Origin of the sequence: Sutcliffiella sp. NC1, from assembly GCF_027594365.1 — a bacterium.
Taxonomy (GTDB): Bacteria; Bacillota; Bacilli; order Bacillales; family Bacillaceae_I; genus Sutcliffiella; species Sutcliffiella cohnii.
Window position 1 is genome coordinate 4333645 of the sequence record NZ_CP115153.1, and the last position, 21942, is coordinate 4355586.

The window sequence follows — 21942 nt, forward strand, 5'->3', positions numbered from 1 at the left end:
CCTCCTAACTAACGATATCTTCTTTCTCTTCGTCAAACCTTGCCGTATCGTCGTCATCTTCTTTTCTTTTTCTAAATACGAAGTAACCTGCGATGGATGTACTAATAGCACCTATACCAATTAATGATCCATAGAACAGTGACGTGTTATTATACCAACGTACAAATAAATTAGTCGATACTAATAGATCCGTAATATCAACGTTTAATTCATTTCCAGCTGCATCTACTGCTACAATTGTGACACTTTGCTTCGCATTGGAACTCGGAATATCAAATGTATAGTCTTCTCCACTTACTTTATAATCTACCTCTTCATTATTTAGAAAAATCGTTGCGTGATCTAATACTAGATTATCCTTTATTGAAACTGTAACAGCTTTCGTTTCTACCGGATATTGCGCGCCACTTTCTAAATCGATAGGTACGATAACTGGAGCTGTTTTATCAATACCGAACGAAATCTCCGCTTTTTTCGTTTCATCGATGTTTTCATTAATGTTCCCTGCTGCATCCTCAGAATAAAGTGTCACTGTATAGCGACCATCGCCAGCAAAAAGTTCTTTCTTAACGGTATACGTATACTGACTCCATGAACCTTCTCCACCAGCTTTCTCAACCGTGTAGTCTGTTCCGTTCATTAAGTCTGTTGGCGTACCGTTTTTCGTCATGACGATTGTTACAGACTCTTCATCAATGCTATCGACGTTTGTTTCCGTTAAAATAATGTCCACTTCGTCTTGAACATATTTTCCGTTAATTCCTACGATAGACTCATCTAACGTATAAACTGAACCGAAACGGTTAACCGAGAATCGTATTTCTTCGGTTGATTCATTTCCAGCATAGTCGACTACTGTTGCCGTGAGCGTATATAAATCATCTACTTCTTGCATTTCTTCAAAGTTTTCAAAAGTAAATACTTGCCCGTTTCCTTCGTCGGAATAGCTACCTACTAGTTTGACCGGACCTCTATTAGCACCAGTTAAGCTAATCGTTACATTATTAGGATTGAAGTTCGTGTCGCGATAAGAAATAACTGGCATTACCTCACCGTTATTCGCCGACATATGTTCTACACCTGAAATTGTCAGCTCTGGTGCTGTTTGGTCTACGTAAAATTCATCAACTGTATATTCAGCTGCAACGTTACCAGCCATATCGGTATATGCAATATCAAATGTGTACAATCCGTCTGTTCCATAGTGAATCGTTGCAGTATGCACATCTCCAACTGAATTCCAACGACTAACCTCTGGGAACGCTATCGTACTTCCATCATCTGTCGCAGTACCAGTAATTTGAATACGACTAGTTTCAAAGTTTCGCTCTGTGATTGAAATAGTTGCCGTTCTTGCCGTATTATAATAGTTTCCGTTTTGTGCACTACTAGAACTGTAAGCTACGTTAATTACTGGTTCCGTTTTATCAATCGTAAACTTTTGCTGCGGAACTGGTGCCGCTGCGTTTCTAGCATTATCTTGATACTTCATATCAAACGTATAATCTCCATCCGCTGTAAAGCTTATCGTTGCGGTATGTGTTGATAAATCTGGATTAGCTCGATTAACTCTACTAGTCCAGCCAGCTAAGGAAGGACGCTCACCAAGTGTATTTGTAATAACATACTCCACATCTTCTGGTCTAAAGTTGCGCTCCGTAACGACAATCGTTGCGGTACGGTTTGCTTTATAATAATCAGTAAAGTCTCCATCTGGTGTGTTATTGTCATATGTTATTTCAATCGTTGGTGTCGTTTTATCAATACTGAACGTAATTTCGTCTTCTGAAGTATGTCCGGATCGATCGGTCATTTTCACTTTGACGACAATATCATTACTATTATTTCGAACAGTTAGTGTTTTCTTCATTTCAGTCACTAAGTTCTTCTCTTGCTTCGTTTGTCTCCAGCCGTCTGAATTACTACCTGGACTATACGTTTTATCGTTATGAATCGTTAAGCTACCACTTTCGTTATTATCTCTATCGTACGGTGCTACAACAGACCACTCAATTTGAGCAATTCCAGAATACGTATCAGTAACCGTTAATTCTACGTTTACATTATTAGCATACAAGTCTTGCCCATTATTATCTTGGTAAGTTGTTGTTGGGACTTTGAAATCAATATGTGTCTCTTTAGCATGTTGTGCTGCACTTTCCACAATCGTTCCATCTGGTGTTTCAAAGCCAACCGTGTTGTCTACTCCGTCAATTGCCTTAGCGAAAATTTGACCTTTAAAGTTCACCGGTACGAGAAAACTAACTTCACCTTTCGTCGCTATCGGTGAAATTTTATTCACATCTGACTCTTTAATCTCTTTTAGATTACCGTTTCGTAAAACACTATAATATGTTCCGTTGTCATAGTCTTTTAAATAAACGACGATAGACTGTAACCCTGACGTATATTCATACTCTTTTTCTGGATCTTCTGCCTTCACTGTTACACGAGTTTGTTGTTTGAAATAGAACCCGTATTGAGTTAATTCAACTGATTTCTTAAACTCATCGGTATCTTCTACTTTCTTAAAGCTGCCGTTTACGTCTTTATTTGAGAAAATGAAATCTGTAATAATTGGGCTAGTTTCATCCTTATATGTTTTCGTTTTTCTGGATTGACTATTTCCAGCGTTATCGATAACATACACCGAAATTTCGTAAGATCCATCCTTATTAATAGGAATGTCTTCTGTTGCTAGATTAATAGAATATTTAATTGGTTTTGTGCGTTTTTCTTTATCACTAGAGTAATCGTGTAAATATTCTTTTCCGTTAATATCGATTTTTACCGTATTAACACCGGAATCAGCATCTGTTACGACTACTTCATACGTGACATCTCCACTGTATACATTTTTTCCGTTCGAAGAAACACCTTTATTCGGAATAACATTAATCTCTGCTGTCGGTTTATTTTTCTCTATTTCGATAACACCATCGTTATCTGCAACAATGTTTGAGTTTTCACTCGTAACTTTATATTCCTGGACGTTTTTACTATAATCCGTTAGTTCAACAAAAATGTTTCCTGTAAAGCTCGTTGCATTTATCGTAAACTTCGCTTCTGCAGTTAAATTATTTTCGCCTTGTTTAAAGCTATTTTTCACTTCTACTAATTCCACATCCGAATCACTTGCTGTTAAGGAAATACTTTCAATACCGGCAATATTATCTTCCGCTTTTACAACGACTCTTACTTCCTTATTAAAGAACGTTCCAAACGAAAGGAAATTAATTGTTTTTGCAAAGAAGTTCGTATTCGTTTGTTCAAACGTAACCGCCTCTTCTTCTACTAGCTTCGGTACCGTTGTATCAATATAGAACGTTTCTTTCACATAATTCGCTGCAGCATTTCCAGCCTTATCTCTTGCGTGAATATTAAAGCTGTATAATGCATCTTCTTCATAATAAATAGTTGCTGTATGAGTGTCACCGTCTGTCGTCCAATCGCTTAAACTTGGGAAACTAACATCTCCAAGCTCTACGGAACCGATTATTTCGACACGAGCAGCGTCAAAATTACGCTCCTTTATCGTAATCGTTGCCGTTCTAGGTGCTTTATAAAAATTACCGTTTGCGACATCATTGTTGTCGTATTCTACTGTTACTTCTGGTGGAGTAGTATCGATTGTAAATGAATCCGGTGTATAAGGAGGAGCCTCATTACCAGCCATATCTTCAAACAAAACAGAAAACGTATAATCACCATCATTCGTAAAATATACATTTGCTGTATGTGCCGTTTGATCAGGATTTTCTTCATTATAGCTAGTTTCCCAAACTAGCTCTAACCGTTCATCGTTTAATTGTGCGAATAATAACTGTGGATCAAAATTACGCTCCGTTACGATAATCGTTGCAACACGATGCCCGTCGTAATTATTCGGAAAATCTTCATCAGCCTTGTCGTTGTCATAAATAACTTCAAGCTCTGGCTTTACTTTATCGATACTGAACGTTACTTCTTGTTCCGTAACATGCCCCGCTCTGTCGTGCATTACTACTCTCACGACAATATCGTTACTATTGTGAGAGATCGGAATTGTTTTTTTCATTTCCGTTACTAAATTCAAATGTGTTGACGTAAGCTCCCAGCCATCTATTACTGTTCCTACATCATATTTAGTATTAGTTTCTAAAGTAACGCTACCCTTATCGTCTTTTTCACGATCGTAAGGAGCTTCAACAAACCATTCAATCGTTTCGATACTAGAATAACTATCAACCACTGTTATTTCTAGCTCGATATTGTCCGCATATAAGTTTTGTTGTTTCTTATCTTGATGCGCTGTTTCAGGTAGTTGAATTTCGATAAAACTATCTTGTTCATGTCGCTCTAAGCTTTCTACAATCGTTCCAACTGCTGTCGTAAAAGGACCTGTATTTTGAACATTATCTGTTGCTTTTGCAAAAATTTGGCCTTTAAAATTTTCTGGAACATTAAAAGTAAAATCACCAGTTGTCGCGATTGGTTCAACACCTTCAATCGCTTCCTCTTCTATTTCCACATAGGAGCCATCTCCTTGAATGGCGTAAAACTTCTCATCCTCATGGTCTTGTAAATAGACAGTAATAGATTGCACACCACTCGCTGCTTCATTCGGCCTTTTATAATCTTCAGCCGTAACAGTTACTCTCGTTTTATTTTTAAAGTAAAAACCGTATTCATCAAGTTCAATGGACTCCGTTAGTTCCTCAGAATATTCTTCTTCTACATACTCTCCATCTTCGTTTTCAATGGCGAAAGTGTAACGTGTAATAACAGGATGCGAACGATCAGCATAAATCGTTTTGTTTGTACCTGTTACGTTTCCAGCGTTATCAACGACCTCAACGGAAATGTTGTAAGAACCGTCTTCATTCGCTTTTATTCTTTCATCATCTGTTCGAAGTGTAATCTCGTCACTAATTACTTTATCGTCAGTGTAGGACGAAGTAATTTCGACCCCATTAACATCCACTACTACCGCATACAAGCCTGATTCATCGTCTTGTGCATGAATTTCAAACTCGACGACCTCACGATAAATATCTTCAAAAGGGATGTTATCCTCTTCATGGTGAATCGTTAACTGTACGGAAGGGTCCACTTGTTCAATCATGACAACGCCATTATTATCCGCAGCGATATTGGAATTTTCTTTCGTAATGATTGTTTCATAGTTGTTTCCAACGTTATCGATTACTTCTACTTCAAAAGATCCTAGAAAACTAGTTGCTTCAAGCGTAAATACTGCTGTTGCCGTTAAACCGTCTCTACTAATATCATCTTGCGTTACGGTTGTCACCACTCCATCCTCATCAGTTGCTCGTAACGTTATTTCTTGAATTCCTGATGCGGCATCCACTGCATCTACTGTTATTTCAATCGTTTGATTAAAAAATGTTCCGAATGATAGGAAGTGTAGAGCTTTCGTGACGAAATTTTGATCTTTTATTTTAAACTCGACCGCTTCTCCAGACGCTAAACTTGGATTTGTCTTATCGATATGAATATTTACTGTTTTTACTTCTGACTTGTTTCCTGCTTCATCTATAGCCCAAACGTTATATACGCCAGTATAGTCTTCGTCATCTGTAACAAAAGTAAATTCGTTCGTTGATGCATCAAACTCCGCTAGATGTTCCTCAGTTGAGTTTCCTTTACTATAATAAACAGCCTCAACTTCCGTACTGTACTCCACTCCATCAAACGTTTGTTTGATATTTTCCACGAGACCAGATACTGTTACGGCACCGCTAAACCATGAAGCTTCGTCTACTAAAACTTCATTTTCACCTTGTAACGTAACGTCTCCAATGCTAGGTGCTTCGGTGTCGAAAACGAGAATTAATTTTTGGTCTTGGATAATTTCTTTACTGCCCCACTTTTTACCAACTTTTATACTATTTATTTTCGTATCGTTCGTAAAGGTATAATTTTTCCACCAAAAGAAGTCATGATTTATATTAATTCTGTGACTGTATTCTGAATTTTTATTTGGAGATATCCTTACCCTCTCACCCTTTGCATAGACGTAAACTACTTTTCCATCTACTATTATCGTATCTATCGACTCGGAAGGTTGAATCTCAATATAATCACTCCAACTTCCATCTTCGGAAGGTATTTCTTCAAACTCAACGATGACATCAATATCTTCTTTAATCTCCGTTAACGTTAAAAGAAAAAGGTTTGTTTCTTCCTTCCAAATAAAATCTGGATTGTTTTCTAAATCTAACTCGACTCCATTTACACGGATTGCCTTTACTTGATAGGAAGTATTAGGAGCTATTTCTAGCTCGAGGTCATTTCCATAGCTAACTTCCTCGCTAGAAGGACTGATTGTTCCATTTTCACCATCTACATTAGCTGTCACAGTGAACGTTTTAATAGCAAACGTAACTTCCACTTCATGATTGGAAATAACATCTTCAAACGTATAGCTGAAGTTATCTTCTTCGATTTCTTCAACAGCTTTGCCATCTATCTTTACAGTTTTGATATAATACCCTTCGCTTGGTTTAACAGTAAAGTATTTATTCTCACCATGGCCTACTTCAATTTTTCCTTCTTTTGAAATCACTTCACCATTTTCATCTACTATTTCGCCTAAATCATTATAGTTGAAAGTGATCGTATACGTTTTTAGTACGAACTCTACATCAATTTCTATATCAGTAGAGAGAGATTCAATCGTCTCTTCAAAGCTTTCACGGTTCGTAATCGCTCGATCTTCTCCATTAATTCGGACACTCTCAATAAAGGAATTTTCATTTGGAGTAATTTCTATCACTAGTTCGGTTCCTTCTTCAAGTTCAAGATTACTAGAATAACTCTCATCATTAATAGTAACTTGTCCTTCACCCGTTTGATTTACTACAACGTGATAAGTTGTTGGTTCCTCTTCTTTGACTTCCTCTTCATCATCTACCATTTCTTCTTCCGTCTCTTTTAGTTTAAATTCTTTCGTCACAACATCATATATGTAATAATCAGTTGTTCCTTCCTTTAAACTGATAGAAAACGTATCTGGCTCTTCATCCTCAAGGGATACATTAAAATTAAAAGTTGACTGTTCTACAAAACTTGCACTAGTCAGCTCTGGAAAAGTAGCAATTCCTTCACTGTTCGTCTTTTTAGAAATGGTTATGTCCCCAGAATTGGTTACTTCTACATCGGCATCTGAGACTGGTTCTTCTCCTCGTACAACTTGTAGCGTAAACGCTTCTTCCTCTGATTCAGCTAGTACATTTGCAAACAAGTGTAAAGGTATGCTGTACGTGACTAGCATGACGGCCAGTAAGATGGCTAGAGAGCGTTTCGCCATTAACTTCTTTCTAGCAAACATTTTTTTCTCCCCTTTGTTAAATCTCTTCCTTTGAATGAACAATTTTAATATCCTTTACGATAGTAAATTTCTTTTCCTTATCTTCATCTTCCCTCGTTAATTCCTCTGTTGGATTTAAGATTGTCGTTGCGTCTTCTTGCAGCAACTCTGTTTCATCCGAAAGTAAGGTCGTTTCAGTAGCAGCAACTTCATCCAGCGCTAGTACTTCTGTTTCTTCTATTAAAACTTCCGTTTCTTCTGATAGTACTTCTAGCAGAGGTTGTGGTCGTTGAACGAGGTGTCCAGATTGTAGTACTCTCGGTGTTGATACTTCTTCTGTTCTAACCGTTTTTACAGACAAGGAGGACTCCGTCTCGTCCATATTTCCTGTCTTACGTAAACGTTTAGAACGATTTATAATCGCATCTGTTAGCTTTCCTCTCTCTACATTAAAAGCGTCAGGTTTGTATCGCTTCTGACCTGTATTGGAGTTTTGCTCACGTATAGCTTGTATTTGTTTAGCCGCCGTTCTTCCCGTTAAATCCCCAATGATTGCTAGAACATTTAGTTTAAAAAACATAAAAATAGCAATGATAAAAAATATTCCAGAAAGGGAATAACCGACAATGGATATAATTTTCCACGTTAATGCATCCATCCGAATCCCCCCTAGTTTCGATAGGCATTATCAATCGCTTTTTCTGTTGTACCAAAGCGACCGATGACCTCTTCTTTTATTTCTTCCGTTCTATCTGTTGTGACAGCAACTTCTTGTGTACTTTGTTTAACTGCTTCATAAACGGATCGTATATCACTTTCTTCCACGCCATCTGATTTAAACTTTCTAGCATAAGACTCCATCGAATACATCGCCAATTTATAAAGTTCCAGCATTACAATTTCACTTTCATCTGGATTTTCATCAACAATAGCAAGTAATTCTTTTATATTTTCCCAATATGGTTGATACTCTCCCTTATCAGAGGCTTCCACAATATGAAGAGTAATATCTCGATTAAACTTTCCAATATCTCGATAAATCTTTGCCATATCTAAATATTTCATTCCTTCTGGTGCGTACGTCACCGCATCTTCAAACCATTGAATCGAACTCGTAATTCTCGTAATTTGGTTATCATTTTGTTCAGTGCGACCGTAGTCGTAATAGTACCAATACGCTTTTCCTATTTCAAACGCTAAATTGCTATACTCTGCTGTTTTTCTTAACTCACGAAGGTGGGGATTCATTTTCGTTTTTAGTTGTTTCTCTTCTTCTACTGTAAAATTCGCGTCCAATTTAAAGGCGTCTATTAATCCTAAATAAGCAGCGTCTTCCAACGGTTTTATATCAATCGCTGTTAAATAGTAATCTATTTTTCCACTCGGGGAGGAAGACTTCTCCGCTAACTGAATCGTATTTTCGTAATCCGTATTGTTCGTATGTGCCGACATTGCTTGCCCAAATATTCCTAAGCTTAAAAACAAGACGGCGGCTCCTGTTACGAAACTAAAATTACGCAATTTTGCTTTCTGTTTTTCTCGATAAAGATCATCTGCTTCTTCGTAATGGTCTAATGCGTATAAAAGCTCGGCACATGACTGAAATCTATCTTCTGGATTAAGCTGCGTACATTTTTGAATAATTTTTTCCAAACCACCTGATAGCTGTGGGTTCCATTGCCGAATCGGATAGAGCTCATAAGGAGGCTCACTCGGATTATGTCCAGTTACTAAATGATAAAGCGTTACTCCGAGACAATAAATATCCGTCCTTGGGTCTGTTTGGCCTTTCCCACCAAATTGCTCCGGTGCTGCATAACCTTTCGTCCCTAAACTTACCGTATCAGCTAAGTTTTGTTCTTTATATTCTCTCGCAATCCCAAAATCAATAAGCTTTAAATTGCCATCGGGCTTTAACATAATATTAGCTGGCTTCATATCTCGATAAATGATGCTCGGTTTACTAGTATGTAAGTATTCAAGCACCTCACATAATTGCTTTGCCCACTCGATCACGACTTCTTGTGGTTGAGCACCATACTCTTCGATAATTTTATTAAGTGGTTCACCTTCAATATAGTCCATAATGACGTAGATTACTTTAATATCATCAATAATGTCGACAATCCTTGGCAAGGACGGGTGGTCGAGCCTTTTAATCATATTCGCTTCGGCAATAGCACTTTGAATAATCACTTCATTATTTTTATCTCTTGCTCGTTTTTCAATTTCTTTTACTGCCCACTGTTTGTTCAAGCGTTTGTCCATCGCTAAATATACTTTAGACATTCCGCCCCTACCAATCAGCTTAAGTATTTCATATTTGCCATCTATAACTGATCCGATATGTGCCAAACAAGTTCCACATCCTTACATCATTTTAATAAGCACAACGGAAATATTATCTGTTTCTTGTCGTTGCTTATTAAGCTCTACCATTTCTATCGCTTTTTCTTGCATATCCTTTTCATCGATCATTTTTTCAGGAGAAAAGGCGTCGTATATTTCTTGTTCTGTAATCATATGGCGAAAACCGTCTGAACAAAGAACGTACACTTCGCCAATCTTCGGTTGTTCGAAAATGAAGTCAGGCTCTACAACTTTAGAAGCACCGATACATTGCAGCAATACGTTCCTTCTCGGGTCTACTTTCGCTTGCTCGGGTGTTATATTGCCGTTTTTCAGCTCTCTTCCAACAACTGTTTGATCCTCTGTTAACACTTGTAATCTATCGTTTAAACGATATACACGAGAATCGCCTACATGACCGATTAGCATAAACTTTGTATCAATTATTAGCAGGGCCGTTACCGTTGTACCAAGTTGAATTCTTTCCTTTCTTCCATATGCTCCGATACGCTCGTTCATTTCTTTTAACATTTGATCCCAATAGGACTGGATATTTCTATTAAAATCATCTTCTACTAGCTGATTTGGAAGTTTGTGTTCAAACCAGTTGGAAAAGGCGTTAATAACGGTTGTGCTCGCTAGTTCACCTTTTGACAGGCCACCCATCCCATCACATATCACTGCTAGGACGACTTTTCCTACAGGGGTCTCTGCAATTTTTAAACATATGCTATCTTGGTTTGTTGCTTTTTTTATACCAACATCGGTATATGCTGCCGTTAATACTTCCATTTAAGGACCTTCCTTACTTTTATGCGATGAATGCACTTCTTTTCTAGTAATCTAGTTTTTTCTATACATAAAACACGAACTTCTCATTTCCTAGTTTTAGCTTAGTGCCTGAGAATATTTCTACTTCTTGCTTAACAGGGATTGGGCGATCGTCCACATATGTTTTATTAGTAGAATTATTATCTACAATAAAATAACGGTCCCCTTTCGTAATAATATCTGCATGACTACGACTCACTGCATTATTATCTAATACGAAATAATCACAATAGCTTTTCTCCTTACCGATTCGAAAACTTGGCTTGTTCACACTAATTTTCTCTTCGGTTTTCTCTCTTACTAAGTATGGAAACGTAGGCTCTTCTGCACCTAACACCGTCGTGCCACCGTAATTATGATCATGTGTGCCTAAAACAGTCGTATCGTTTTCTTTATCTACTGTTGCGAAATCACCGGAGATTTGTTCATTCAGGGTATTCATACTATTATTTTTCGGACTTGCTGTTGATGTTTTACTTAAAGAGGAACCACAGTCGGCACAAAATTTTGCACTTCGTTCGTTTACTTTTTTACACGTTGGGCAATTACTCGGTTTTAAAGGTGGATATACCTTTTCATCTACTTCACTTAATATCCCTGATATATCAATTTGATTGGCAGGTAAAGTCGAACCACAATCAATACAATACATCGAGCTATTGACGTTTATTTTTGCGCACTTCGAGCATATTTTAGAACGATCCATCGCTGAATTTGCACCACTATGAGTGTGTAACGGGTTATACGCAATATTTTTCGACTTATCATCTGCTACTTCTGCATCCTGTTTAACAGAACGTTCTTTCTCTCCAAACTTCGTAGACCCTGTTGAACCAGATGGAATATACGATTTATTTTCGACCACTTCTCCTAACATTTCTAAAACAAATTTTTCAAAACTATTAATGGAAAAAGGATCTTGCGTTTTAAAATAACTTAAATAGCTTGATACGTAGTCTAAGTTTTCATGTTTATTGAAAACTACAGAAAAAGGTATTTCTTGAAAAAACGTAGACGGAGTTTGCGCATTTTGATTGTTCACGATTGGCCAAAAAATACACGCGATTTTCTTCGTTCTTGGCTCTACAAAAATATAATCATTATCTAACATAAGGTTGTTTACATTCATTAAGTTCTTCTCACAACTTTTCACGATCGTAATAAGCTGAGAAATTACTTTTAAAAACATTTTTTTATTTACAACCCCAGTAAAAAAAGTACGTAACGGAATTAACCCTGTCACATCCGTTTTGACAACAACACCTTTTTTGTTACTTTTTGTACTTACCGGAATTAAACCATCCATTCTTCCACCAGTAATTGCTTTCAATTCTCTTTCATTTACTACTTCCGGATGAACTAATCGGTTTTCTATTGCCCACTTATTAGAGGTTTGTTCAATCGTTATTCTTCCCATACATATCTCCTACTTTTACACACTATTTATAGTGAATTAGCTTTATTGACTGCTTTTGTTTGTGCTTCTTTATATTGACTAGACGAATATCGTAAAAACTTCGCATAGTTTTCTAGCGATTTTAACATCTGTTGAGAAGTAGAGTCTGCTCCAGATACTTTCTGCCATTGATTTTGGAACTGATTATAATCGTTACCATCCCAAGAAGATCGAAGACTTGTTACTTCTTTATCAGCACTACTCATATTCTTTTTGAACTTCGTAATATACGATTCAATTTCTGACGCTGTTGCATCAAACTTGCTATGGTCGACTTTAATATAAAAACTCATCCTACCCCTCCTTTATTTAAAGAAATCAGCAAGTGATTTGTTCACTTTTTCTGTTTCTTTATACCCTGTTACAACTTGCTCGTTTAAGTACTTAACATAGTTATTCATTACAGTGTATCGAGGCTCTGAGTAACCGTCTTTTATTTTGAAAAATGCTTGAATTGCTTTATCTGATGCCTTTCCATCCCAGGATGCGTTTAACGATTTTACGGAAGATTCTACTGCTGAAAAGTCACTTCTAATCGCTTTGTTATACGATGAGATTGATTTAGCAGCCCTCATCACACCACTCGTATCAACATTAATTTTGCTCATTCGCTTCCCTTCCTTCTATTTTAATAGAACAATAGATTATAAGCATTACTTCTTCGCAAATTGTTCGGATAATTTGGATGTATCAATTCTATCGAGTTTATATTTGACGTTTCGGTAATTATTTGCGATCTTGTTTAATCTTGACGTACATTTTTCATTGCCAATTCCGACAAAATCTTTATTAATTCCGGCTGCAATACTATCAATCTCATCAATAATACTTAAAAGCTCTCTTTTAATGGCATATAGTTCATGTTGACCACTCATTCTGATACCTCCCTATTAAAGTTGGCTCATAATTCTTTTTTCTACTGCTTCAAAATCATTTGCTGTATCTTCTAAATAGTTAATACACTTCTTAATTCTCCAGCTTTCTCCTGTCATTAAGTCCGCTCGCATTAAAGTTAGTAAATCTAGAAATCCAACTTGCCAATAGAGAGAATTTAATCTGCTGTCTAGTCGATTTAAACGAGCGTTTACATTTCTCAAGCGATCTGCATAGACACGTAGTTTATATGTTTCTAATTTCACAACCGGATTAGCTGTTGCGTATTTATATCCAGCGTTAAATGTTTGTTTAAACCATTGGTTAAGTTTAGCCACTTCTCCTTGTATAAACCCTATTAACGAATCGATTTGTTTTTGTGACCATTTCAGAAACTTTCCGACCTCTTGAGCAATTAATGTTGCAGTAGCAACCAAAGCTTCCACTACTACTTCCAGTGCTGCCCCAATGATGACAGTTGCTGCTAAAAGTGCTACTCCTACTAACGCTACTTTTCCAACCAATGCGATAGCTGGTATTCCAATCACGAAAGCAGCAACGCCAGCGCCAATAGCTCCAGACACTACCGCAGTTCTAAATAACGTGTTATCCCAAGTAGCAACGATAATAATACCGCTTAAAATATCCGTTAAAAGGTTACCAATTGGTGCTGGAATTCGGTCGGTGAACTCCGTGAATTTCCCTACAGTAAATTCATAAAAGGTCATTTCTCCTCTTGCTGCCATTCCTGTTAAGGGATCAAACTTTAGTGTATCAGTGGAATGTTTTCCTCCGATATAATGAACAAATTTCTTTATAGTTCCATCTGGAAAATTAGTATCTAGCGTTACGAAACTGACACCTGGAAGGGGTTCGAGTATCGTCCCTACGACACTCCATTGGTAATGCTTCATATTGTTAGAGCCTAATTTTTATGCAACAAGAGCTATTTGATCTACATGTTCTCTAATATACTCATTGGAGAATCCAGGACCATCAAAATTGGTGCTCTGCTGTAGTCTAGAAAAAATCTCTGAATACTGTGTTGACATAATCGTTGCATGGAACGATAAATTCCCACCTAATGAATGCCCAGTGAAGGCAATACTATCGTAGTTTTTAATATAGTCCGAGTTTTGTATTTTCTCTAAAAATGCAACAGCTTCTTCCTGCTGTTTCGTCGAGATAGAATTAACTAGGCCAATGTCCGCGTCTACCCAGTCTTGTTTTGCGTGTTGATGATTTGTAATTGGTTCACTTCCTCTAAAGGAAGTTAATAATCCACCTGAACCAGTATCAATGACACAGCCGTAGAAACCATTTCCATCCAAATCATTTTTATTGTGTACATCAACTATTTTCCAATTTAAAATATCATCTTTCAAATTAGCATATTCGGGATTACTTAGTATATTTTCAACTCTTGTAACTAAATCCCCCTGGCCGTTATTTTGCGCATACTCTATTATTTGTTCAATTGAAGGGGATGTTCTCATATGGCGGGGCATCTTATCAATGATTTTATCTAAATCCTCATACGCTATATCAGTAGCAACTTTTAACATTTGATCTGAGTATGCCAATACTTATCCCCCCTACATGTTTCCTTTTATTTCTTCATTGTCAGAATCTAGACCTTCATTGCTCATATCAATATAAAACTTTGATATCACTTTATAATCATCAAACCACTCTTCACTAACGTCAGGATTTTTTTGAAATTCTGTTACTGCCTTATCATAATCTTCGCTAGCAATGACCCAGACGTCCGTCTGAAGGGGAGTATTTTTCAATTGTTTATAGGTAGATTCATATGCGCTTTTAACATTCTCATGTGTCAGCTGATTCGTCTCTTTTAGCAAAAGTTTTCCTACAAAATAATCCGGAGTATGGGAATCTATATAATCGTGCAATTTTATATCCGCGTCTTGAATCTCTTTCCCGCCACTTACATGTAAGTTCACTTTTGATTCCAAGTTATGTTTGTTTAGTTCATCGACTAATACAACTCCTGCAGCTGTTCCCACTTTTCGACGTAAATAATTTTCGGATTTAATAGTCCCTTTTGTATCCATCACAACAGAAAAAACAACTCCGTTTTTGTCTTGAACATAACTTGTAACCGTATTATTATCTTTCGTTCCCATTCTCGCACCGAGAGCAATCACTTCGAATTCTTGATTATACTTTTCGTTTAACTCTTTGCGTACTAGTTCAGCAGTTTTGTCATTAATTGTGTTACAACCTAACATGCCTAAAATGGAAAATGCCATAAGAATAACTCCCACCTTTTTCATCATTTTTCGTTTCATTTTAAACCCTACTTTCAATATTTTTCTGGATAAACGGTTATCTGTAACAACTTTCCTTAACAAATACGTAATTGCACTTAATACATATCTATATTAACTCCTAAGAGTTACATTCAAATTCAGTATTATTTTTGTTCTATTTTTAAACTTAATATCGTCATAATAATGATAAGAAACTTTAATAGTTTTATATGTTACCTGTTTTCGTAATTTCGAATTCTACCTATAAATTACTCGATGCCTAAATTCTTCATATGATAAGCCGTTGTCCGTAACCACGATGACAGCTTTTACAGATTCATCATATACTTCCCAATTTCTGATACCGTAAATGGCATAGCTATTCACATATTTTTCTGATTTGACTGGATCTCCACCAAATGAAGCAACAAACACATTACGTTTATAACCTAACGCCACTTGTTCAGTATATACGTCATATAGTTCAACTAGGGCTTCCTCACTTACATCACCTAATATAGAAATGATGCTAGAGAAGTTAATGACCATATCATTTGTGATGACAAAATTGTCTTTTTGCAAATCCTCTAGACTTACTTCCCTTGACCTTAGATTGATATACGTTTTTGCAAATTGTACATTGGTAATAGAATTATAGTTAAATTTATTAGAAATTAGCTTGGCTGCGTAAGCATTTAGATAAGTATCCATATATTTACCAGGGTTACTCACTGTTTTCTCTTACTTCGACTCGAAGTCCATCCTCAGACTCAGCAACTAAAATATTTTGGTTCATACTATCATTGAAGCCACGTTTTGCTGGAATATATTCCACAGTAGTAAATTCAGTATTATATTTCTCATTTAAATATGTAAGCATTGGCTGCTCATTCTCTTTACCGTCTTGTTCGGTTGTTTGTTTAGCACATCCGCTTATACCAATAAATACAAAAAGTAACAGTACTATTATGGACGATATATTTTTCATACTATACCTCAAGCTTCTTTTTTCTTTTAAAACTAATATGGAGGCGACGGAAACCCATCGCCTCCATTCTAAGTAACTTCTATCGGTATTATTTAAACGCGTCTGCTAAGTTAGTGTTAGCAGTTTCTGTTTCGAAATAACCTTGGTCGACGTTTAGTCGTAAGAATTTTACGTAGTTGTCTAGAATGTCGTAATATTGTTGGAAGTATTTTGCTGAGAACTCATCGTAAGCAGCGATTGTTGCTTGAGATGCTTCCCCTTCCCAAGCGTTAGATAAATTTTTGATTGTTGATTGACTCGTTCTTAGTTCATTCTCTAGTCGTTGATTTAGGGATTCGATCGTATTTGCGATTTGTGTAACCTGGGAAGTATTAACTTTAATATGTCCAGCCATATTTGTTCCTCTCCTTTTTCAAAAAATTAGTTTACTAGTTTTTTAACAGAAGCAATGTTGTGCTCTTGTCTTTGTACGTAGTTTGTTTTAATTGTGTTAAGCGCTTGGCTTGCATGAGATAGTTTATCTGCCATTGCTCTTAATTCATCTGTAAACCCGGTAATTTGGTTAACGAACGCGACGTTGTCAGCACCTTCCCAAGCCTCTCCCATTGTGCTAGCTTGTTGCATTAGCTGTGTATAAATCTCCGTGTATGATTCTGAAATACCTTGGATTTTCTTAGAAGCTGTTTCTAGTTCTTGCGGGGTTACTCTAATTCTTTTTGCCATAATTTTTGCTCCTCTCCATTTTTTAATTTATATCAGCATGAGCTTAGAACCGTGTTGAATACCCAGTTCTGAAATAGCCATGTTAATATTGAAAATAATTCCTGTTTGCGCATCACATAACACTGCATCTTTCGTCGCTTTGTATTTTCCATCTGATAATTCGCTTAGTAAGGAAGATACTAGTGTTAGTATTTCACTCATTTTGCTTTCTACTGGTATGTAAACATCAAAGCTCATATTGGCAGCAGGAAGAAAAATTTCAACAAGTATTTTATTCATCGTTGTCCTCATTCTCCTTTACAGCGTTTAATAGCTTTATTTTTACACCTTTACCTTGCTGAAGAGCGAAGCCGAAATCAGACGAGATCTCATCACGCATTTCACTCGTAATTTTGGATGGTTTTAAGTTATATTGCTCGGTTATGCCACTCCCCACCCAAATACCATTACTTGCATTGACATGCTTCTTATACCAACTTTCGAAAGTTATACCACCTGAAAGATTGTTCGATTGTTCTGCAATGATAAACGTAATACCATACTTTGCTTCCCCCTTTTCAAGAATTAAGGAAAGCTTTTCAGCCCCTTCACTACTTAACGTATTTTTCAGCGCAGAAATAGAATGGATCACATATACTTTTTGCTCGAAGTTTTCTACTTCTTCTCCTTTTTCTAATGCATCTTTGTACGTGTTGTTGCGGAAAACAACTAAATCAAACATTTGAGATATTAAATCCTCCAGCTCCTTGCTAGAAGAATAATAAGAAAGTTCAGTGTCGGAAACAGAATCCTTAAAGTCATTTAGCGGGTCAATCACAGAAACATCTAACCTCGCTTTCGTTGCCATCAACACCGACAATTTTTCAACAAACGAATGGAATTCCGTGTCATTGGATAACACAACGTGAATATACGATTTACCGAACGGGTAATAATGAACACGTAAAGAGTTTCTTTCTACCCCAATCGGTATGTTTAAGCTCTTATCCTTTATTACATATTCGGATAAAAATTCAATATCCACATTTTCCGGTAAAATTGGAATTTTCGTTGCAGTATTACCTTGCCAAGACTCTGCTAGCTGTGCACATTCTTCGCGCACGAATTGGAACGTCTTTTCTGGATCCGTTATATGCGCAACTTGGAATTCATAAATTCTATCTGTCTTCACTAGCCCTCGACCTTTATACTTAGACGGATATAGCCCTTCTGTTTTACCAACAACTGTCGAATAATCAGTTTCATCATTTAATTGAAGCGTTAATAGCTGTTTAAAGTTTTGCAATAACCGGAACCGAACGACATTTGTGCTTAGTGCAGATAACACAAAATAAATGCCATATTTCGTTCCTTCTCTAGATAAAAACGAGACGGCTTCTTCTTTTTCTTCATATATTTCAGTAAAGGCTGCAAAGTTGTTTATTGCTACGACGATAGAAGGTACTTTTTCTCCAGTAGCTTTACTGTAGGAGTGGTAATCCCCGCCGAAGTCTGCGAACTTCTTCTTTCGTTTCTCCACTTCACCCAACAGCATTTTAAATAAATTACTAATTTTTTCTCCTTCGTACGACAACATCACATCTCCTACGTGTGGAGCTTTGGAGAAGGCTTGCAATGTTTCTGCGGCGAAGTCTAGTATATAGATGTTTACTTCATCTGGCGTATGTTCTTTCATTAACGAATAAATCATCGTCGTTAAGAAAGTGGTTTTCCCACTACCTGCCGAACCGTAAATAACGGTATTACCTTCCTCAGAAAGTGGCAGTCGTAATAAGCATTGCTGCTGTCTTGCCGGGTCATCATATTCACCGATAATCGGGTTTAACATATGTGTTTCTTGTTGAGAAACATTATATTTTTCCATTAGTTTATCTCGTAAAACAACTGCCGGAATTGGTTCTAACCAAAGTGGACGTATTTTTATCTTTTCTTCCTTCGCAATATGGGCTAAATACTCGGTAATAACGTCCATCTGTTTTTTCGGATTCGCTGTTGTATGTTTCTTTTTATCCATTTTTGCTTCTTTAATCGGACGTCCGTTTCTATCAATGACGACGACACTATCATCCTTCTCGACTACAACTTTATCGGAAGGATAGTACGGTGCTCCCGCCCAAGAGGATTGCCCTAATTCAAACAATTCGTTATACCCAACTTGGAGATAAAAGCGACCGGTATCTTTCAGCTCCGCAGCATCCGGACGTTTAAGCATATCCATAGAGTCTGCTCGTTCTTGTACTTTCAAACACACTCTAAATTTACTATTACTCCAAATTTGGTCATCGACTACTCCGCTCGGTTTTTGCGTTGCGAGTATTAAATGGACTCCTAAGCTTCGACCGATACGAGCCGCACTAACTAGCTGCTCCATAAACTCTGGTTGTTGTGTTTTCAACTCTGCGAACTCGTCGGAAATAATGAATAAATGTTGAAGTGGTTCATGTACAACACCTTCGCGAACGAGCTTTTGGTATTTATAAATGTCGATATTACTTTCGCCAACCTTTTTACTAGCCTCGGCAAAAATAGCCTGACGTCGCTTTAATTCACTTTCAATCGAGATTAAGGAGCGTTTAATCGCTGCTCCATCCAAGTTCGTAATGATCCCAGCAGTGTGAGGCAAGTTTTCGAACGACTTTGCCATTCCTCCACCTTTGTAGTCAATTAAAATAAACGCGACTTCATTTGGGTGATAGTTAACTGCTAGCGATAGTATGTACGTAATAATAAACTCACTTTTACCAGACCCTGTCATCCCTGCGACCAATCCGTGGGGGCCGTGGAACTTTTCATGCAAGTCGAGTTTAAAAGTTTCACCTAACGTATCCACTCCGACCGCTGCTTCTAATGATTTTGTTGGATCATTATCTTTCCATCTTGTTAACGAGTTTAAATGCTCTACTTTACCTACACCGAACATTTCAAGAAACTGAACCATCTTCGGTAAATGGAAGTTACTCGCTGACGAATCAAGTGGTACGTTTGCTAGCTTCACACTTAATTCATTCGGATCTTTTGATAAGAAAATATCTGGAGCAAACGTAATCGTTTCGCCAGTTATATCATTTTTATCAAAAAGCTTTCCGACGTTTTCTTCTAGCTCGACGACCATTGTGCACTCTTTCGGCAATGTTTTCAGCTCGTCATAGAACGTTAAAACACTTATATGAATATTGTTTTTCTTCGCGTACACTTGCTTTAACATTTCCGCTCGAATCGCTAACGTTTTACTCATTGCAAAAATAATGTAATAAGGTGTAACGTCTTCAAGGTCGCCTTCATTTATTTTCGAACGATACTCAATTTCTTTTTCAATAAAAGCGGATACTTCTTTTACTTCATTATTATTTGTCGCAATGAAACGAAAATCATTATCGTTGCTCCACACATGTGGCAACCATTTCGTAAATCCAAACTCCGTTTCTTCCTCTTCGTCATATACGAATACCATTTTCACTTCATCGTAACTGTATAGGGCTGCTAATTGAAAAATTAACCCTTTCGCGAATTCAACCGTTTGTTTCCGATCACCAATGACACCTGAAATATGATCTTCAAATAATGATAGAGTGATAGGAATATCTTTTAATACTTTAGGAGTTTCACTTAACATGTATAACTCTTCTTGTAAGTTATCATCATCAATCGAAAACTTCTTCTCCCCATACGAAACATCCGCATCAAGAATGCCATTTCCTAGACCTACTCTTAACTTTAAAAAATCATTTTGCCCTAGTCCTCGCTCCCAAAGGTTACGTTGAACATTTTCTATCCGTTCTACACAATCGGATATCGGTACATGATTTTCACGAAGAATTTCTTCCTGCTTTTCACATTCTTCATTGAATAAAACAGCAAAACGATCTAAATATTTTTTATATTTTTCTTGGCGAATTTTCTCTTTCTTATGTCTACGCCTTTTATCAAAAGTACGAGTTAAGATAGGCCACATGACAGTACCTAACAGCATACTTGCTGACATAATAATAGCTGGAGTTGCTGCCCCAATATTTCCATTCGCCATCGCATTATTAATTGCGAAAATCGCCGTTCCCATCGAAGCCATCCCCATCGTCATGGAAGGACCGACAACTAACATAATCGGCGTCTCATCACCGATTGCATTTGGAGGTGGTGGATCAATTTTAAATAGTGCTTTTTCTACATCACGTTTAAATCGTGGAGAGCGATAAAAGAAATCAACAGCTGGTGCTTCATACTCTTCTTCTTCATCCGTTGCTTCTGCTCGCTGATTTACAAATGGTTTTAATGCTTTACTCCGTATGGAAAGCTTTCCATCTGGATTGTTAACAGCAAGAAAGAAGCTTCCAACGATGATTTTGTAGCCCATGATGTAAATCATATCGCCAATGTTTAAGTTTTTTATTTTTACTTTGTTTCCATCTACGAAAGTACCATTCGTACTTCCTTCGTCAACAATGCTCCATTGACCTTGAATAAAGTGAAGCGTCGCATGTTTTGCGGAAACAAACCGGTTCTCAAGGACAACATCACACTGCTCACTTCTACCAATCGTTATATCTAAATCATTCTCGAGCACATACTTCGTAAACGTTTGCCGATCTTCCGTATTTGGTTCTGTAAATACGAAAGTTTTCACATCCTCCCCTTCCACCTTTAAATTGTATATACTTAACGGACTTAATATTGTATTACGGATGGAGTCCCCAGAATGATCCAATACTTTTACATTTTTATTCGACTTTAACACCCATTCGCCATTTACCCCTTCAATTCCAATAAGTTTTTTCGGGGTTTTTCCTGTCGAATCGTATGTCCAATATTGTCCTCTTACCTTTTCTGGTAACGTAATAGAATTTATCGTTTGCTTATTAATGAGAGTTACAATCATTTTTTACTATCCCCTTGTGAAACAAGTCTAGAAACTTACTATTCTCCTTGATGCATAAGACTCAGAATTATTACTTAATTTACCTACCTCTTCCACAATTATCCTGTTAACTCAATCTTATTATTTATCGCTATCCTTTGTCGATACGGTCTAGAAAAATGGTCAAATGTTACCGGTTCGAAATCCCTGTGTAGTTATTGTGACGGAGTTGTTTGTAGGTCTTTTTTACCTGTTATTGAAAGAAGCCCATTTTTGTATGGCAAT

The 21942-nt window shown here is 37.0% G+C and carries 17 protein-coding genes; all 17 read right to left on the reverse strand.

Features of this window, described 5'->3' with window-relative positions; all coding sequences use genetic code 11:
- Nucleotides 1–4: 4 nt before the first annotated feature.
- The 17 genes from O1A01_RS22445 to essC all read right to left on the reverse strand — a co-directional run bounded on the left by O1A01_RS22445 (nucleotide 5) and on the right by essC (nucleotide 21678).
- A complete protein-coding gene (locus O1A01_RS22445) occupies nucleotides 5–7333 on the reverse strand; it encodes an Ig-like domain-containing protein (RefSeq protein WP_270065049.1) in 7329 nt (2442 codons plus the stop codon).
- Nucleotides 7334–7349: 16 nt separating this feature from the next.
- On the reverse strand, nucleotides 7350–7970 hold the full coding sequence (locus O1A01_RS22450) for a hypothetical protein (protein ID WP_270065050.1): 621 nt from the start codon (nucleotides 7968–7970) through the stop codon (nucleotides 7350–7352).
- A gap of 11 nt (nucleotides 7971–7981) precedes the next feature.
- Nucleotides 7982–9667: a serine/threonine protein kinase gene (locus O1A01_RS22455; protein WP_270065051.1), complete on the reverse strand. Its 1686-nt coding sequence runs from the start codon at nucleotides 9665–9667 to the stop codon at nucleotides 7982–7984.
- Between the two features lie 15 nt (nucleotides 9668–9682).
- Nucleotides 9683–10453 carry a PP2C family protein-serine/threonine phosphatase gene (locus O1A01_RS22460; RefSeq protein WP_270065052.1) on the reverse strand — a complete coding sequence of 257 codons (771 nt, stop codon included), beginning with the start codon at nucleotides 10451–10453 and terminating at the stop codon, nucleotides 9683–9685.
- Nucleotides 10454–10514: 61 nt separating this feature from the next.
- Nucleotides 10515–11909, reverse strand: a complete 1395-nt coding sequence (locus O1A01_RS22465; protein ID WP_270065053.1) for an FHA domain-containing protein — start codon at nucleotides 11907–11909, stop codon at nucleotides 10515–10517.
- Nucleotides 11910–11935: 26 nt separating this feature from the next.
- Entirely contained in the window at nucleotides 11936–12241 is a 306-nt protein-coding gene (locus tag O1A01_RS22470; RefSeq protein ID WP_270065054.1) for a WXG100 family type VII secretion target, read from the reverse strand.
- A gap of 12 nt (nucleotides 12242–12253) precedes the next feature.
- Nucleotides 12254–12556, reverse strand: coding sequence for a WXG100 family type VII secretion target (locus O1A01_RS22475; RefSeq protein WP_270065055.1), 303 nt, complete (start codon nucleotides 12554–12556; stop codon nucleotides 12254–12256).
- 45 nt (nucleotides 12557–12601) lie between these two features.
- Nucleotides 12602–12823, reverse strand: a complete 222-nt coding sequence (locus O1A01_RS22480; RefSeq protein ID WP_270065056.1) for a hypothetical protein — start codon at nucleotides 12821–12823, stop codon at nucleotides 12602–12604.
- A 15-nt stretch (nucleotides 12824–12838) separates the two neighbouring features.
- Nucleotides 12839–13735, reverse strand: coding sequence for a hypothetical protein (locus O1A01_RS22485; RefSeq protein ID WP_270065057.1), 897 nt, complete (start codon nucleotides 13733–13735; stop codon nucleotides 12839–12841).
- A gap of 18 nt (nucleotides 13736–13753) precedes the next feature.
- The gene (locus O1A01_RS22490; RefSeq protein ID WP_270065058.1) at nucleotides 13754–14404 is read right to left on the reverse strand and encodes an Mbeg1-like protein; all 651 of its coding nucleotides are present in this window, start codon (nucleotides 14402–14404) and stop codon (nucleotides 13754–13756) included.
- Between the two features lie 12 nt (nucleotides 14405–14416).
- Nucleotides 14417–15133, reverse strand: coding sequence for a BTB/POZ domain-containing protein (locus tag O1A01_RS22495; protein ID WP_270065059.1), 717 nt, complete (start codon nucleotides 15131–15133; stop codon nucleotides 14417–14419).
- 219 nt (nucleotides 15134–15352) lie between these two features.
- Nucleotides 15353–15826 (reverse strand): hypothetical protein, encoded by a 474-nt coding sequence (locus O1A01_RS22500; RefSeq protein ID WP_270065060.1) that lies wholly within the window; start codon nucleotides 15824–15826, stop codon nucleotides 15353–15355.
- Nucleotides 15819–16082 (reverse strand): hypothetical protein, encoded by a 264-nt coding sequence (locus O1A01_RS22505; protein WP_270065061.1) that lies wholly within the window; start codon nucleotides 16080–16082, stop codon nucleotides 15819–15821. The genes O1A01_RS22500 and O1A01_RS22505 overlap by 8 nt, the downstream gene beginning before the upstream one ends.
- 88 nt (nucleotides 16083–16170) lie before the next feature.
- Nucleotides 16171–16476 (reverse strand): WXG100 family type VII secretion target, encoded by a 306-nt coding sequence (locus tag O1A01_RS22510; protein ID WP_066419982.1) that lies wholly within the window; start codon nucleotides 16474–16476, stop codon nucleotides 16171–16173.
- A gap of 26 nt (nucleotides 16477–16502) precedes the next feature.
- A complete protein-coding gene (locus tag O1A01_RS22515; RefSeq protein ID WP_066419981.1) occupies nucleotides 16503–16805 on the reverse strand; it encodes a WXG100 family type VII secretion target in 303 nt (100 codons plus the stop codon).
- Nucleotides 16806–16832: 27 nt separating this feature from the next.
- The gene (locus O1A01_RS22520; RefSeq protein ID WP_157076701.1) at nucleotides 16833–17096 is read right to left on the reverse strand and encodes a methyltransferase; all 264 of its coding nucleotides are present in this window, start codon (nucleotides 17094–17096) and stop codon (nucleotides 16833–16835) included.
- Nucleotides 17077–21678, reverse strand: a complete 4602-nt coding sequence (gene essC / locus O1A01_RS22525; RefSeq protein WP_270065062.1) for a type VII secretion protein EssC — start codon at nucleotides 21676–21678, stop codon at nucleotides 17077–17079. Before essC ends, O1A01_RS22520 begins: the two co-directional genes overlap by 20 nt.
- Nucleotides 21679–21942 lie beyond the last annotated feature (264 nt).